Source organism: Myceligenerans halotolerans, from assembly GCF_054782975.1.
Genome location: NZ_BAAGRL010000045.1, coordinates 234,333 through 247,235, shown reverse-complemented (window position 1 = coordinate 247,235; position 12,903 = coordinate 234,333). Strand labels below are relative to the sequence as shown.

Here is a 12,903-nt window from a genome sequence, read left to right as displayed (position 1 = left end):
GCACTGCCCGCAGCGGTGGCACTGACAGTGGTGCTTCTCGTGTCGCTGCTCGCCGCGGTGCTGATCGGTCCCGCCGACCTGTCCGCCGCCGAGGTGGGGCGCGCGCTCGCCACGCATCTCCGGCTGGACCTGCTCGGGCTGCACGTGGAGCCGCTGTCCCCGATCCGCGACGGGATGGTGTGGCACCTGCGCGCCCCCCGCGCGCTGACCGCGGCCGCGGTGGGAGCGGGCCTCGCCGTGTGCGGTGTCGTGATGCAGTCCCTGACCCGGAACCCGCTCGCCGACCCATACCTGCTCGGCCTCAGCTCCGGCGCGTCGCTCGGGGCGGTGCTGGTGCTGGTCGCGGGCGGCGGCGCCGCGCTGGCCCTGCTGCCGGTCGCGGCGTTCGGCGGCGCGGTGCTCGCGCTGGCGGCGGCGCTCGGCCTGGCGGGCGCGCTCGGGCAGGTCACGCCGACCCGGACGGTGCTTGCCGGGCTGGCGATCAGCCAGATGTGCGCGGCGGCCGTGTCGTTCGTGATCTTCTGGTCGGTCAAGGGGGACGCGTTCCGCGAGGTCATGAGCTGGCTCATGGGCTCGGTCGGGTCCGCGACCTGGATGTCCGTCGCGGTGACGGGCGCGGCCACGCTGGTGCTGGGCACCGGGCTGATGCTGTCCGGATCGGTCCTGGACGCGTTCACCTTCGGCGAGTCCGCGGCGGCCACGCTCGGCGTGGACGTGCAGCGGGTCCGCTGGGGACTGCTGGTCGCGGTCGCGCTGCTCACCGGCGCGCTCGTGTCGCAGAGCGGGTCGATCGGGTTCGTCGGGCTGATCCTGCCGCACGCCGTGCGGCTCGTCACCGGAGCCCGGCACCGCCTCCTGCTGCCGCTGTCGGCGCTGGCCGGGGCGTCGTTCCTGGTCTGGGCCGACACGCTCGCCCGGACCGTGTTCGCCCCGCGCGAGCTCCCCGTCGGGATCGTCACGGCCGCCGTGGGCGCGCCAGTCTTCGCGTTCCTCCTCTGGAAGGGCAGGGCCCGCGCATGACGGGGCAGGCGCCGCCGTCGGCCTTGGACCCGATCACCCCGGGCCTGCGCGGGACGGACGGGACGGATCCAGGGCTGACGGCCGAGCGGGTGTCGTGGGGCGTCGACGGGAGGCTGATTCTCGACGGAGTAGGCCTCGCGGCGCCCGCCGCGGCCGTGACCGGCCTGCTCGGGCCGAACGGGTCCGGGAAGTCGACGCTGCTGCGGGCGATCGCCGGCGTCCGGCCGCCGGACGGCGGGGACGTCGTGTTCGACGGCGACGACCTCATGCACCTGGGACGCCGCGCCCGCGCCCGGACACTCGCGCTCGTCGAGCAGGACGCGAGCACCGACCTGCCCATCACCGTGCACGACGCCGTCCTGCTGGGCCGCATCCCGCACCGCTCCCTGCTCGCGGGCCCCTCGGACGCGGACCGCGAGACCGCCGACCGTGCCCTGGAGCGCGCCGGCGCCGGCGACCTGGCGGACCGCCAGATCGCCACGCTCTCCGGGGGCGAGCGCCAGCGCGTCCATCTGGCCCGCGCGCTCGCGCAGACCCCGCGCCTGCTCCTGCTGGACGAGCCGACGAACCACCTGGACATCGCCGCGCAGCTGCACACCATGGAGGTGTTGCGCACCCTCGCCGACGACGGCGTCACCGTGCTCGCAGCGCTGCACGACCTCAACCTGGCGGCGGCGTCCTGCGATCGGGTGGTGCTGATCGACCGGGGACGGGTCGTCGCGGCGGGCCCGACGACGCAGGTCCTGGTCCCGGAGATCATCGAGCCGACCTACGGCGTGACCTGCGATGTGCTCCGCCACCCCCGCACGGGCCGCCCGGTACTCACCTTCGCCCCCGCCCCGGCCCACTGATCGACCGGCCGGTTTCCGCCGCGATCTCCGCGGCGTAGGCACCGGCGGGGAGACGGGCCGCCGTCGCTAGACGGCCGAAGACCTCCGCGCTGCGGGTTCCGGGCCAGTCGTCGGGGAGGAACTTCGGCGGGAGTCCCGGGTCCAGGTACGGGATGGGGCGGTAGGCGTCCAGCGCCCGGATCCAGGTGCGGAACGCCTCCGACGGCTCCGGCCCGCCCGCGCGCGACCCGCCGTCGAGCAGCCGGGCGATCGGCTCCGCGTGCCCCGCGAGGAACCGCTCGTGCAGTTCCCGCAGCGCGGGCAGGTCCCACCAGCGCGCGATCGCGGCCGCGGGACCGCCGGGGTACCGGATCTCGGAGGCGAGGAAGACCGTGGCACGGCCGGTCAGCTCGAGGTCGTCGAGGATGACGGCGACGTCGTCGGCGAGGTGCTCCGGGCAGATCCACAGCGCCGACGACACGGACCCGCAGCCGATCGTCGCGAGCCGGCGCCTCAGCCGGTGTCGCAGGTCCCGCTGGTCCTCGGGCACGCTCCAGGAGACGAGGCACCACCGATCGGCGTCGTCCCCGTCGCGCCGGACGCCGAAGATCCGGCGGTCGCCGCGGCCGAGCATGCCGGCGGCGGCCGAGGCGACGGCATAGCCGGCGGCACCGGCGCGGGCCTCGGCGACCAGGAGCCCCTTCGTCTTCACCCGCCCGAGCGCCGTGCGCGTGCGCGCGGGCGGGACGCCGAGCTCCGACATCAGTGTGACCAGGGCCGACACCGGCATCCACCCGCCCTGGTCCCGCAGGGTGGCGCCGACGAGGGTCCGCAGCAGCGAGGTGGCGCTGCCCGGACGCGACTCGAAGTCGTCGAGGACGGTCATGCCCCGGGATCGCGCAGCGCCTCGGCGACCAGCGCCAGACCGCGCGCGACCTCCGTGAAGGACGTGCTCAGGGGCGACAGCCCGATCCGCATCCCGGCGGGCGGACGGAAGTCGGGCACGACTCCCCACCGCCACAGCAGCGCCGTCGCCTCCCGGAAGCCGGGGTGCTCCAGCGTGACGTGGCTGCCACGCACGGCGGCGTCGCGCGGCGAGGCCACGCGCACCCCGAGCGGGGCGAGGTGCCGGTCCGCGGCCTCGATCACGAACTCCGTCAGGGCGACCGACTTCGCGCGGACCGCGGCCATGCCCGCCTCGTCAAGGAGGGCGAGCATGTCGCGCATCGGCAGCATGCCCACGACCGGCGGCGTCCCGCTGACGAACTGCCGGATCCCCGGCGCGGGCTCGTACGCGGGCCCCATCGCGAAGGGGTCGGCCGCCCCCATCCAGCCCTGCACGGGCTGGCGCAGTTCGTCCTGCAGGCGGCGCGCAACGTAGCCGAACGCGGGCGCGCCTGGGCCGCCGTTCAGGTACTTGTACGTACACCCGACGGCCAGGTCCACGCCGCACGCGTCGAGTTCCACGGGCACGGCGCCCGCCGAGTGGCACAGGTCCCACAGGACGAGGGCCCCGGCGTCGTGCACGAGGCGCGTGATCGCCGGCATGTCCGCGATGAAGGCGGACTTGAACGCGACGTGGCTGAGCAGCACCAGGGCGGTGCGCTCCGAGACGAGGCCGGCGACGTCGTCCGCCGTCACGCCGAGCGCCGGGTCCGGCGCGATCCAGCGGATCGTCATGCCGCGCTCGGCGGCGATGCCTTCCAGGACGAAGCGGTCGGTCGGGAAGTTCTCGGTGTCGGCGACGATCTCGTCGCGCCCGGGGCGTGCGGCGACGGCGGCGCGCGCCAGCTTGTACAGCATGACCGTGGTGGAGTCGGCGACGACGGTCTGCCCCGCCGCGGCGCCGAGCGCGACCCGGCCGACGGTGTCGCCGAGTTCCGTGGGCGCGTCCATCCAGCCCTCGTCCCAGGCACGGATGAGGCGGCCGGCCCAGACGTCGTCGACGAACCCGGCGAGACGGTCCCGCGTGGCGCGCAGCGGGCGGCCGAGCGAGTTGCCGTCCAGGTACGCCACGAGCTCCGGGCTCGGGACGAACCGGTCCCGGTAGTGCGCGAGGGGATCGGCGGCGTCGAGCGCGGCGGCCCGCTCGGCGACGTCGGGCGGCGTCACGATCGTCATGTCAGGGCCTCCAGGTCGGCGGGGGTCAGACGGCGGGCGTCGGCGAGCCAGTCGACCAGCTCGTCGGCGTTCTCCGGCCTGGGGTGCGGCGAGATCAGCGCCCGCCCCGGCACGACGCGGTCCGGGGCGCCGACGACGGCGCGCAGCAGCGCCTTGCCGGTCAGGCCCGCCTCGCCGAGCAGCTCGATCTCCCGGGTGTTCAGGCCCACGGGGGTGTTGCCGTTGCCCATGTCCGTGCCGTACGCGATGGCGCCGCCGGCGGCGGAGAACCGGCGCACGTTGTCCAGCGCGATCCCGAGCGCGTCACCCTCGTGGATCGAGAGCGTGGAGATCCAGGTGGTGCGGCCGGCCGAGGCGCGCAGCAGCTTGTCCGGCAGGTGTTCCGACCACGGCGCGTGCACGAGCACCTCGGCACCCGCGCCGAGCGCGCGGGCCGCCTGGCCGGCACCTTCGGCGTGCACGACGGCGGGGAGCCCGGCGGCGCGGGCGGCGCGCACGAGAGCGACCAGCGTGACGTCGTCGAGCAACGGCATGCCGGCGTGCAGGGCGATCTTGACGAACGACCCGCCCGTGGCGACGACGCCGGCGACCGCGCGCTGCGCGTCCGCGCGGCCGGCGACGGGCCGGACGGCGGCCCGCGGCACCCAGGCACGCCCGGTCGGGTAGCCGCCCGGCGCGGTGTGGAACGGGCCGGCGAAGCGGACCTTGACCCCGGGCGGCGGCGCCTTCGCGATGGCGGCGATGACCACGGGGTCCCAGCCGAGGTCGTGCACCTCGGCCACGACCGAGCCGGCGAGCCGGTCCGGGTCCACGAGACCCAGGTGCACGTGGTGGTCGACGACGGCGGGCAGGAACGACCGGGTCATCAGGCACCGACCTCCGTCCGCACCGAGATGAGTTCGGGGAAGAACGTCAGGTCGAGGGCCCGCTTGAGGAAGTCGACGCCCGAGGACCCTCCCGTGCCCGTCTTGAACCCGATCGTGCGCTGGACGGTACGCAGGTGGCGGAACCGCCAGAACTGGAAGGCGTCCTCCAGGTCGACCAGGTCCTCGCACGCCTCGTAGATGTCCCACGCGGCGGTCGGATCCTGGTAGATGCCGGTGAGCACCGGGATCAGCTCCGGACGCTCGACCCAGGCCCGGGTCACGTCGCGCTCGAGGATCTCGTCCGGCACGGCGTAGCCCCGCCGGGCCAGCAGGCGCAGGAACGCGTCGTAGACGGTGGGCTCGTGCAGGAGGCCGTCGAGCAGCTCGTACGCCTCCGTGTTCCCGCGGAAGACGGGCAGCATCTTCTCGTTCTTGTTGCCGAGGATGAACTCGACCGCCCGGTACTGGTAGGACTGGAAGCCCGACGACGAGCCGAGGACACCGCGGAACTCCGCGTACTCGCTCGGGGTCAGCGTCGCCAGGACCGACCACTGCTCGGTGATGGTGCGCAGGATGTGCTTGACCCGGGCGAGTGCCTTGAGCGCGCGGAGCAGGTCGTCCGCGTCCAGGCGCGCGCGGGCCGCGCCGAGTTCGTGGAGCACCAGCTTCAGCCACAGCTCCGTGGTCTGGTGCTGGATGATGAACAACAGCTCGTCGTGGTGCTCGGGCTCGCTCACCGGATGCTGTGCGGCGAGCACCTGGTCCAGGCCCAGGTAGGAGGCGTAGTCCATCTCCTCCCGGAAATCCGTCTGGATGCCTTCCTCCAGGGGCCGTACCCCTGCCGTCATCTTCGTCACGACTTCACCCCTCCTCAACCGACCATAACGCCAACCTGACGACCGACACGAATCTGAGAGACCCCGCACGGCGGCTCGCTCCCCGGCCACCTTCTCGCCATGATGTACGCATGGACCTGCCTGAGCCCGTTGCCGCCCTGGCCAAGACCATCAACCCCACCTTCGAGAAGGTCGCGAACGGCCTCCCGCCGTTCGCCGTCGTCCACCACGTCGGCCGGACCTCCGGCCAGGCGTACACGACGCCGGTCGTCGCGTTCGCCGGCCGCGACCCCGACTCCGCCGAGATCCTCGCCGTGATCCCGCTCCCCTGGGGCCCGCGGACCGACTGGATGCGGAACATCACCGGCGCCGGGACGTTCGAGCTCACGCGCGGGACGACGACCTTCCACGTGGACCTGCTGCGCGTCCTGCCCGCCGAGGAGGCCGTGACGATCCTCGCGCCCGTGCCGCGCCAGCTGCTGCAGACCTTCGCGCTGGAGGAATGCCTGGTGGGGCGACTCCGCCGGGTACCGTCTGCCCATGTCTGAGTACACGCTGCGCGACGCACGCCCTGATGACGCGGCCGCGATCGCCGCCGTCCACTGGACCGGGCGCCGCGCCGTCTACCTGCCGCTCGTGGCCGAGGAGCACTGGACCACGGACACGCAGGCGGCCGGCATCGAGGCCTGGAAGCGGCGTCTCACCGCGGGCGAGACGCCGCTCGTGGCCGAGGTGGACGGGCTGGTGGTCGGATTCGCCGTCGTCGGACGCGCGACGCCGCGGCTCGGCCACGAGCCGAAACGCGACCTCGCCCTGCACGACCTGTGGGTCATGCCCGAGATGCACGGCAGCGGGATCAGCCGGGCGCTGCTGAACGGCGCCCTCCCGCCCGCCCGGTCCGCCGAGCTGTGGATCGCGGCGGCGAACACGGGGGCGCGCAAGTTCTTCCAGAAGAACGGCTTCCTGCCCGACGGCACCACCGGCAACGGGGAGGACGGCGTCCTGGAGGTCCGGCTGGTGCGCTGAGCGGTCCGCGAGGAAACCCGGCCGGCACCCGCGTCATTCATCGGGCGCGCTCGACACATCCCTGATAACACTTTGCCCATGGCATCGATGAGTGTCCTGGCTTCCGTCGGCCGGGGCGGCGGCCGATGAGGCGGCCCCGTGTTCCGGGCCCGTGGAGGGCGAGGCAGGCGGCGGGAGCGGCGGTGGCGCTGGCGCTCGTGATCGGGGCATGCACCGCGAGCGCCGGCGATTCCGGGCCGGCCTCGGGCTCCGCCCGCCCGGTCACGGTCGCGGAGTCGCGGCTCCTCGCGGACGTGCGCGTGCGGAACGTCGACGCCGGCAGCCGCGCGATCGCCGCGACCTACCCCGACCAGGGACGCGAGATGAGGCTCGCGGGCTGGTTCGACTACACGACGCACACCGGGTACGGGATGGTCTCTTCCGACGGCCTGCCCTCGGACCGCGTGGCGTGGAATCGCAAGTATGTCGCCACGTCGGGCGAGAAGCGCATGGGCGAGCCGCTGACGTCGCTCGAAGGGTGGGTCGCCGCGCCGCTCGACCCACGCGGGTCGTCGCTCGCCGTGGTGCTCGCCGTCCTGGCCGGGCTCGGCGCGGACCGGTCCGACGATGCGGCGCTCATCCGGACCGGAGGCGCGCTCTGGCTGCGGGAGGACGAGACCGCGGGCACGCCCGTGACGGTGTTCGCGGGGCCGCGACCGGACGGCGGTCGCGAGGACGATGCCTCCGGCATCCGGTACTGGGTGGACGACGACGGGCTGGCGCACCGCGTGGACGTGCAGGTCGGCGACGCATGGGCCGAGGTGACGCTCGAGAACGACGACGTGCCCGTGCCGCCGCTGCTCTCCGGAGTCGACCTGGATGCGCGGGGCGGCGCGGCGAGGACCGACGCGGCTCCGAAGGACGGCGGCTGAGCGCGGCGTGATAATGGGCCGCATGGGACTGTGGATCACCGGCGACCCCGAAACCGACGAACTCCTGAGCGATGACCCGTTTGCCCTGCTCACGGGGATGCTGCTGGACCACAGAATTCGCTAGCCATTAACAGCATCCGGAGGGTGACTGCATGTCTTTCCAGGTCACAGGACTACCCGAGGCCGACGCCGTACTCGATGAGCACCCGTTCGCGGTGGTGGTCGCGATGCTGCTGGACCAGCAGTACGGGATGGAGCACGCCTTCCGGGGGCCGTGGAAGATCAAGTCCCGGCTCGGGTCGATCGATCCGGCCGTGATCGCCGAGACCGACCCCGACCGGTTCGTCGAACTGGCCACCACTCCCCCGGCGATCCACCGCTACGGACGCTCCATGGCGGGCCGCGTCCAAGACCTGGCCCGTCACGTGGTCGAGGAGTACGACGGCGACGCCACCCGCATCTGGCGCGAGGCCGCCACCGGCGAGGACCTGTTCGCCAGGGTGCGGGCCCTGCCCGGGTACGGCGACCAGAAGACCAAGGTCTTCATCGCCTTGCTCGCCAAGCAGATGGACGTGCGTCCGGAGGGCTGGGAGAAGGCCGCCGGAGACTACGCCCTGGACGGCTACCGCTCCGTCGCCGACGTCACCAGCCCCGAAACCCTCCAAAAAGTCCGCGACTTCAAGAAGGCCAAAAAGGCAGCCGCCAAAGCCGCGAACTGATCACCTGCTCGGCAGAGCCGCCCGTAGCGCGCCGCGACGTGCCGAGTTATGGATCCTGGCCACGACGGTACGAGACCGTGGGCACGCGACTTTGCCGACGCCTACGTCCCGGCCCAGCGATTTCGAACCCACGCTCTGTCGGCCAGGCCGGGGCCGACGAACCCCGGCCTGACCTCACGACACATCCAGCTGTCAACGGCGGGTTGGAGCTGACCCGCCACCGGCGAGCGCATCACCGATCGCCACCGCAGCGGACGGGGCATCCGTCGAAAGGGCCTTGAGCACATCGTCCACCGTCGCGCCGGCGCGACGGTCTGCCACGATGTCAGCGACGATCCGCGGCAATGCCGTAGGCCGCTGCCAGTGCAGACCCAGGAGGAACGCGTCAGGATGCCGCGCCTGCACGTCATGCGGAGCCAGCGCCTCAGCAGGGAAGTCCTTGAGGTTCCGTGTCACGATCAATGCGGCGCGGGACTCGATCGCTGCGGCGAGCACATGCCGATCGTCCGCATCGGGCAGAGCGAGCGAATCTACACGGTGCTCGTAGCCTGTGACGTTCACATCCCGGATCGCTTGGTTCATGAGGCGACGCGTGCGCGCCAAACGAGCAGAGTCGAGGTCAGGGCGATCGGCCGCCAGGTTGCGGAACACCTCGTCAAGGATCTGCTCGGACCATCGCGCCTGGACCAGGCCGGCGATTGCCGCCCGAATCAGCACGTCACGCAACGTCGATGGGTACAGGACACAGGCGTCATACACCACGACTTCGCGCATCAGCCGATCCCGAACTCGTCGAGCTCCGCGGTCAGCGACGCAGCAGCCCGACGCCGTTTCGCGTCGTCCTGACGCTGGTATGCGACCAACGACGACGCATCGACCCGCCGGTGTGTCCCGACAGTCCGATACTCGATCTCCCCGGCCTCCAACAGTCCGATCAGGAACGGGCGCGACACGTTCAACGCGTCAGCCGCCTGCTGAGTGGTCAGCTCAGACCTGGCCGGCACCACGGTGACCGTCTCGCCGTCCGCGATACTCGCCAGCACGTCAGTCAACGCGGCCAGAGCAGACCTGGGCACCACGACATCGGCCCCCTCGCCGAAACGCAGGTGCACAGGACCATCCGCCCGCAATGCGGCCTCGAACGCCGGAAGCGCCGACTGGGCCAGTTCCGCGTCGGCGGGCTCGGGAACAAGCGATTTTGCAGCAGACATGAAGACCTCCTATCGCAGCAGACGCATTAACCGCAACAAACGAAATCTACATCGTGTGGCCCGAGAGGTCCAGAACGGCAACCTGGTGCCCCCGCGGGAGCAGCCAACGAACCTGCCCACACGCCCGGCACGTCGCCCGTGTCGGAATCGTCTGGGGTGAGCCGTACGGAATGGAGCACGCGTTCCGCGGGCCATGGAAGATCAAGTCACGGCTCGGGTCGATCGACCCGGCCGTGATCGCCGAGACCGACCCCGACCGGTTCGTCGAACTGGCCACCACTCCCCCGGCGATCCACCGCTACGGACGCTCCATGGCGGGCCGCGTCCAAGACCTGGCCCGTCACGTGGTCGAGGAGTACGACGGCGACGCCACCCGCATCTGGCGCGAGGCCACCTCCGGTGACGACCGGTTCGCGAGAGTCCGGGCCATGCCCGGACCCAGACCGTCGTCCAGATCGACAGCGACGATCTGACGCACCCGCTCGGCGACGTCGTCGATGTCGTTCGGGAAGCCCGACGCGGCAAGATCGACGTCACGCGTGGGCCGACGAGCGGCGAAGGCCGCCATCAGGACACCACCCTTGAGCACGAAGTCCTCGACGTATTTCGACACGGCCAGGCGGGCCAGGAAACCTTCGAGGGCGTAGAGAGTCAGGTATTCGGCGACGTCACGGCCGTCGCGGCGGGCCAGGTTCCGCAGGTCGTTGTAGGCGCGACCTGACGGCGTGTCGCGAGTAGGTCGAGTCACAGCAGAATCTCCAGAGCTTGTCGAACGCGGGGCAGGGACTGCGGGAACGCGCCAGCCGTCGCCAGCAGGGCGGCAGGTGAGTTCCCCCGTCGGCGCACCCAGCGACGTAGCGCCGTATGGGCCGCATCGATGCCTTCGTGATGGGCCAGGCGGAAGCTGTCGACTATGGTGCGCTCGGCGGAGTAGACCCATAACTCCAGATCCCCCTCGTCATCCAGCCTGATCCGCCCGACGTTGAACGTCGCGGGATCGAAGCTGTGCCAGGTCACGTGGTCGAACCCCGCCGGATGACGAACTCCCCGCGGCAGCGCGATGTCTGGACCGAACGGGATCGCGTCGCTCAGCTCATGGTGGACCAGCGCACTGGTCAGACACATCGTCGCCTGAGGCCGGAGCGCCGTTGCCGCCGCGAGAGGAACCAACGTCGGATCGATCAGGTCAGGGCGGATGAACACACCCCTCGCAACCCGCTCCAACTCACCGCTCTCAACCATGCGATACACCTGGTCCTTGCGCAGCCCAGCAGCTCGCGCGTCGTCAAGAGTCAGCACCGCCGAAAAGGACACCATGTGGAACTCCTAACTGCTTACACCCCAAGGGTACCTGTATACAGTTAGGAACGCATCGCGACAGCATGGCGCGGCCATCACGCGTGACAGATCCGGCATGTCGGACAAACGCAAGCCATTCGTGGAAGTGCACGAGGCCTCTCAGACGACATGGATGACGGCGTCGACTTCGGTCTCAAAGCCGTAGCCGTCTCCCCCACGAACCGCGAGTTGGTGCTGCCCAGGCGCGAAAGGTGGCACCAGTGCCCAGAGTCCGAACACGTAGCGCTTCGACCACAGCTGGAACCCTGTGACAGGGTTCGCCAACGAACCGCGCATCCTTACGGCGGCCGTGCCGGCGGGCGTGAGCTCGACGGCGCGTCCGTCCAGGTCCACACTCCCGAACGCTCGACCAAAGTTCGCAGGATCGAGCGGTCCGGTCGACCACATGCAGAACGCAGGCAGGAACAACCGGCGGCCAGCGGGAAGCGAGAACTCACGTTGTGCGTGTCCACCGAACGTCCCAGCGACGAACCAGACGTCGTTCGGTTGCTTGCGACCGGCATCTCGACCTGACTGGTCCGCGATCGGGTGTCGAGAAACACCCATCGAAGCCGCCCACTGCAGCCACCGCGCGCCCAAGATCGTCGCATCACGGTCTTCTACGAGGTTCTCCATCATGGGCCCGGATCATATAGGCGGGCTGAAGCACATCCAGCTGTTAACGGCGGGTTGGAACTGACCCGACACCGGTGAGCACGTCACCGATCGCCACCGCAGCGGACGAGTACATATTCCGCCGTCGCGCCGGCGGCGGGTAGGTTGCCCGCCATGGAGCCTGATCACGCCCGCACTCGGCTGGCGGAGGCGATCCGCGTGTTTCACGACGACGTCCGCCCCGCCACACGTGAAACTCTCATCGCAGCTGCGGTCGACGCCTTGGTCGCCGGACTGGACTCCCCCGCGCTGGCCGAACTCGCCGGGCGATACCCGGACGATCCCTGGTCCGAGCTGGGCCAGACGGCCGACGCCGTCGTACATGAGCTGGATCTTCAGCTCCCGACGATGCCGCAGGTGGCAACGGCCCAGCTGCGACGCAAGCTCGAAGCGCTACTCGCCGGGAACCTCAGTCCACGAGAGCTGACCAGGTGGGCGCACTCCGAGTTCGGGCACGACGAGCTGGACGCCGCCCAGCCATTCGTGGAGGCCGACGACGAGTACGACATTCTCGAGCACACGGGTCGCGCTAGTGACGAGGTCGACTCTTGGGTCCGCGACCAGGCCGTCGCCGCCCTCGATCGCCCGCCGGACGTCCAGAACGAGGCCGCGTCGCTACCCCTCACCGTCCTACGCAACGGCACCACCGAGACGTGGAACCTCACGGTGACCGAAAACGATCGGGACCACGTACTGCGGCTGACGGCACCTGACGGCCAGTCCTGGCAAGTCGAAGACTTCGACGCCTGGCACGCGCTTCGAGCACTGCGAGCGGTCGTGGAACCGGCCGGCGTGCAGATGTGCTGCCAGGGCGCCCGGATCGACGCCCGCGTCTCGGGCATGAGCGGATCGATGTCCGGCGGGCGGCTCGCCTACCTCCTGCGCGCCTGGCGCAACCCCAGGACCAGGGATCTGGTCGACATCTTCGCCCCCGCACCGCTGAACAAGGTAGGCACCCTGGCCGAGCAAGACGCTTTCTACGAACGGTGGCTCGAACGGTGGTGGACACGGCTCTGGTGAACATCCCCTCGCCCTCCAGCCCTCTTCGAACCACACACAGTGAGCAGAACGCACCGACACGCGAGCCGCTCCGGACACATCCCTCGTGTCGGAATCACCCGGGACCAGAACCTCCGCTAGCCCTTAACAGCGAAAGGAGGAGTGACCGCATGTCTTTCCAGGTCACAGGACTGCCCGAGGCCGATGTCGTGCTGGACGAGCATCCGTTCGCGGTGGTGGTCGCGGTGCTGCTGGACCAGCAGCAAACCCTCCAGAAAGTCCGCGACTTCAAGAAAGCCAAGAAAGCAGCCGCGAGGGCTGCGAGCTGAGCCATGATCACTCAGTGAGCAC

At 70.9% G+C, this 12,903-nt stretch carries 16 protein-coding genes and 1 pseudogene; 8 read left to right on the top strand and 9 right to left on the bottom strand.

Features of this window, described 5'->3' with window-relative positions; translation table 11 throughout:
• The first annotated feature begins 3 nt into the window (after nt 1–3).
• Nucleotides 4–1,020: a putative F420-0 ABC transporter permease subunit gene (locus tag ACYVK5_RS22905; protein ID WP_460708306.1), complete on the top strand. Its 1,017-nt coding sequence runs from the start codon at nt 4–6 to the stop codon at nt 1,018–1,020.
• Nucleotides 1,017–1,679: pseudogene (locus ACYVK5_RS22900) on the top strand (ABC transporter ATP-binding protein); the annotation flags it as partial. The gene ACYVK5_RS22905 and the pseudogene ACYVK5_RS22900, both read left to right, overlap by 4 nt.
• A 163-nt stretch (nt 1,680–1,842) precedes the next feature.
• On the opposite strand, the gene ACYVK5_RS22895 reads toward ACYVK5_RS22900, so the two are convergent.
• From ACYVK5_RS22895 to ACYVK5_RS22880, 4 genes are read right to left on the bottom strand one after another with little or no spacing between them, the layout of a single operon-like run.
• Nucleotides 1,843–2,736 (bottom strand): PaaX family transcriptional regulator, encoded by an 894-nt coding sequence (locus ACYVK5_RS22895; RefSeq protein ID WP_460708286.1) that lies wholly within the window; start codon nt 2,734–2,736, stop codon nt 1,843–1,845.
• A complete protein-coding gene (locus ACYVK5_RS22890) occupies nt 2,733–3,971 on the bottom strand; it encodes a kynureninase (RefSeq protein ID WP_460708285.1) in 1,239 nt (412 codons plus the stop codon). The genes ACYVK5_RS22895 and ACYVK5_RS22890 overlap by 4 nt, the downstream gene beginning before the upstream one ends.
• Nucleotides 3,968–4,837: a hydrolase gene (locus ACYVK5_RS22885; RefSeq protein ID WP_460708284.1), complete on the bottom strand. Its 870-nt coding sequence runs from the start codon at nt 4,835–4,837 to the stop codon at nt 3,968–3,970. Before ACYVK5_RS22885 ends, ACYVK5_RS22890 begins: the two co-directional genes overlap by 4 nt.
• Nucleotides 4,837–5,685, bottom strand: a complete 849-nt coding sequence (locus ACYVK5_RS22880) for a tryptophan 2,3-dioxygenase (protein WP_460708305.1) — start codon at nt 5,683–5,685, stop codon at nt 4,837–4,839. Before ACYVK5_RS22880 ends, ACYVK5_RS22885 begins: the two co-directional genes overlap by 1 nt.
• A 119-nt stretch (nt 5,686–5,804) precedes the next feature.
• On the opposite strand from ACYVK5_RS22880, the gene ACYVK5_RS22875 reads away from it, so the two are divergent.
• The 4 genes from ACYVK5_RS22875 to ACYVK5_RS22860 all read left to right on the top strand — a co-directional run bounded on the left by ACYVK5_RS22875 (nt 5,805) and on the right by ACYVK5_RS22860 (nt 8,329).
• A complete protein-coding gene (locus ACYVK5_RS22875; RefSeq protein WP_460708283.1) occupies nt 5,805–6,221 on the top strand; it encodes a nitroreductase family deazaflavin-dependent oxidoreductase in 417 nt (138 codons plus the stop codon).
• Nucleotides 6,214–6,699, top strand: coding sequence for a GNAT family N-acetyltransferase (locus tag ACYVK5_RS22870; RefSeq protein WP_460708282.1), 486 nt, complete (start codon nt 6,214–6,216; stop codon nt 6,697–6,699). The genes ACYVK5_RS22875 and ACYVK5_RS22870 overlap by 8 nt, the downstream gene beginning before the upstream one ends.
• A gap of 182 nt (nt 6,700–6,881) precedes the next feature.
• The gene (locus ACYVK5_RS22865) at nt 6,882–7,610 is read left to right on the top strand and encodes a hypothetical protein (protein ID WP_460708281.1); all 729 of its coding nucleotides are present in this window, start codon (nt 6,882–6,884) and stop codon (nt 7,608–7,610) included.
• Between the two features lie 152 nt (nt 7,611–7,762).
• A complete protein-coding gene (locus tag ACYVK5_RS22860; RefSeq protein WP_460708280.1) occupies nt 7,763–8,329 on the top strand; it encodes an HhH-GPD-type base excision DNA repair protein in 567 nt (188 codons plus the stop codon).
• Nucleotides 8,330–8,521: 192 nt separating this feature from the next.
• Here ACYVK5_RS22860 and ACYVK5_RS22855 read toward each other — a convergent pair whose 3' ends face one another.
• The 5 genes from ACYVK5_RS22855 to ACYVK5_RS22835 all read right to left on the bottom strand — a co-directional run bounded on the left by ACYVK5_RS22855 (nt 8,522) and on the right by ACYVK5_RS22835 (nt 11,517).
• The gene (locus ACYVK5_RS22855) at nt 8,522–9,103 is read right to left on the bottom strand and encodes a PIN domain-containing protein (protein WP_460708279.1); all 582 of its coding nucleotides are present in this window, start codon (nt 9,101–9,103) and stop codon (nt 8,522–8,524) included.
• Nucleotides 9,103–9,540, bottom strand: coding sequence for a helix-turn-helix domain-containing protein (locus ACYVK5_RS22850; protein ID WP_460708278.1), 438 nt, complete (start codon nt 9,538–9,540; stop codon nt 9,103–9,105). Before ACYVK5_RS22850 ends, ACYVK5_RS22855 begins: the two co-directional genes overlap by 1 nt.
• Nucleotides 9,541–9,880: 340 nt before the next feature.
• Entirely contained in the window at nt 9,881–10,288 is a 408-nt protein-coding gene (locus ACYVK5_RS22845) for a nucleotidyl transferase AbiEii/AbiGii toxin family protein (RefSeq protein ID WP_460708277.1), read from the bottom strand.
• A complete protein-coding gene (locus ACYVK5_RS22840) occupies nt 10,285–10,857 on the bottom strand; it encodes a type IV toxin-antitoxin system AbiEi family antitoxin domain-containing protein (protein ID WP_460708276.1) in 573 nt (190 codons plus the stop codon). The genes ACYVK5_RS22845 and ACYVK5_RS22840 overlap by 4 nt, the downstream gene beginning before the upstream one ends.
• A gap of 141 nt (nt 10,858–10,998) precedes the next feature.
• On the bottom strand, nt 10,999–11,517 hold the full coding sequence (locus tag ACYVK5_RS22835) for a hypothetical protein (RefSeq protein WP_460708275.1): 519 nt from the start codon (nt 11,515–11,517) through the stop codon (nt 10,999–11,001).
• A 150-nt stretch (nt 11,518–11,667) separates the two neighbouring features.
• Between ACYVK5_RS22835 and ACYVK5_RS22830 the strand changes: the two genes are divergently transcribed.
• Nucleotides 11,668–12,573, top strand: a complete 906-nt coding sequence (locus ACYVK5_RS22830; protein ID WP_460708274.1) for a hypothetical protein — start codon at nt 11,668–11,670, stop codon at nt 12,571–12,573.
• Nucleotides 12,574–12,722: 149 nt separating this feature from the next.
• Nucleotides 12,723–12,881 carry a hypothetical protein gene (locus ACYVK5_RS22825; RefSeq protein ID WP_460708273.1) on the top strand — a complete coding sequence of 53 codons (159 nt, stop codon included), beginning with the start codon at nt 12,723–12,725 and terminating at the stop codon, nt 12,879–12,881.
• The last annotated feature ends 22 nt before the right edge of the window (nt 12,882–12,903 follow it).

What these genes read in the sequence shown, in the direction of transcription:
- ACYVK5_RS22895 (WP_460708286.1), bottom strand. Translation starts at nt 2,736, where the DNA reads ATGACCGTCCTCGACGACTTCGAGTCGCGTCCGGGCAGCGCCACCTCG.
- ACYVK5_RS22890 (WP_460708285.1), bottom strand. Translation starts at nt 3,971, where the DNA reads ATGACGATCGTGACGCCGCCCGACGTCGCCGAGCGGGCCGCCGCGCTC.
- ACYVK5_RS22885 (WP_460708284.1), bottom strand. Translation starts at nt 4,837, where the DNA reads ATGACCCGGTCGTTCCTGCCCGCCGTCGTCGACCACCACGTGCACCTG.
- ACYVK5_RS22880 (WP_460708305.1), bottom strand. Translation starts at nt 5,685, where the DNA reads ATGACGGCAGGGGTACGGCCCCTGGAGGAAGGCATCCAGACGGATTTC.
- ACYVK5_RS22875 (WP_460708283.1), top strand. Translation starts at nt 5,805, where the DNA reads ATGGACCTGCCTGAGCCCGTTGCCGCCCTGGCCAAGACCATCAACCCC.
- ACYVK5_RS22870 (WP_460708282.1), top strand. Translation starts at nt 6,214, where the DNA reads ATGTCTGAGTACACGCTGCGCGACGCACGCCCTGATGACGCGGCCGCG.
- ACYVK5_RS22860 (WP_460708280.1), top strand. Translation starts at nt 7,763, where the DNA reads ATGTCTTTCCAGGTCACAGGACTACCCGAGGCCGACGCCGTACTCGAT.
- ACYVK5_RS22855 (WP_460708279.1), bottom strand. Translation starts at nt 9,103, where the DNA reads ATGCGCGAAGTCGTGGTGTATGACGCCTGTGTCCTGTACCCATCGACG.
- ACYVK5_RS22850 (WP_460708278.1), bottom strand. Translation starts at nt 9,540, where the DNA reads ATGTCTGCTGCAAAATCGCTTGTTCCCGAGCCCGCCGACGCGGAACTG.
- ACYVK5_RS22840 (WP_460708276.1), bottom strand. Translation starts at nt 10,857, where the DNA reads ATGGTGTCCTTTTCGGCGGTGCTGACTCTTGACGACGCGCGAGCTGCT.
- ACYVK5_RS22835 (WP_460708275.1), bottom strand. Translation starts at nt 11,517, where the DNA reads ATGATGGAGAACCTCGTAGAAGACCGTGATGCGACGATCTTGGGCGCG.
- ACYVK5_RS22830 (WP_460708274.1), top strand. Translation starts at nt 11,668, where the DNA reads ATGGAGCCTGATCACGCCCGCACTCGGCTGGCGGAGGCGATCCGCGTG.
- ACYVK5_RS22825 (WP_460708273.1), top strand. Translation starts at nt 12,723, where the DNA reads ATGTCTTTCCAGGTCACAGGACTGCCCGAGGCCGATGTCGTGCTGGAC.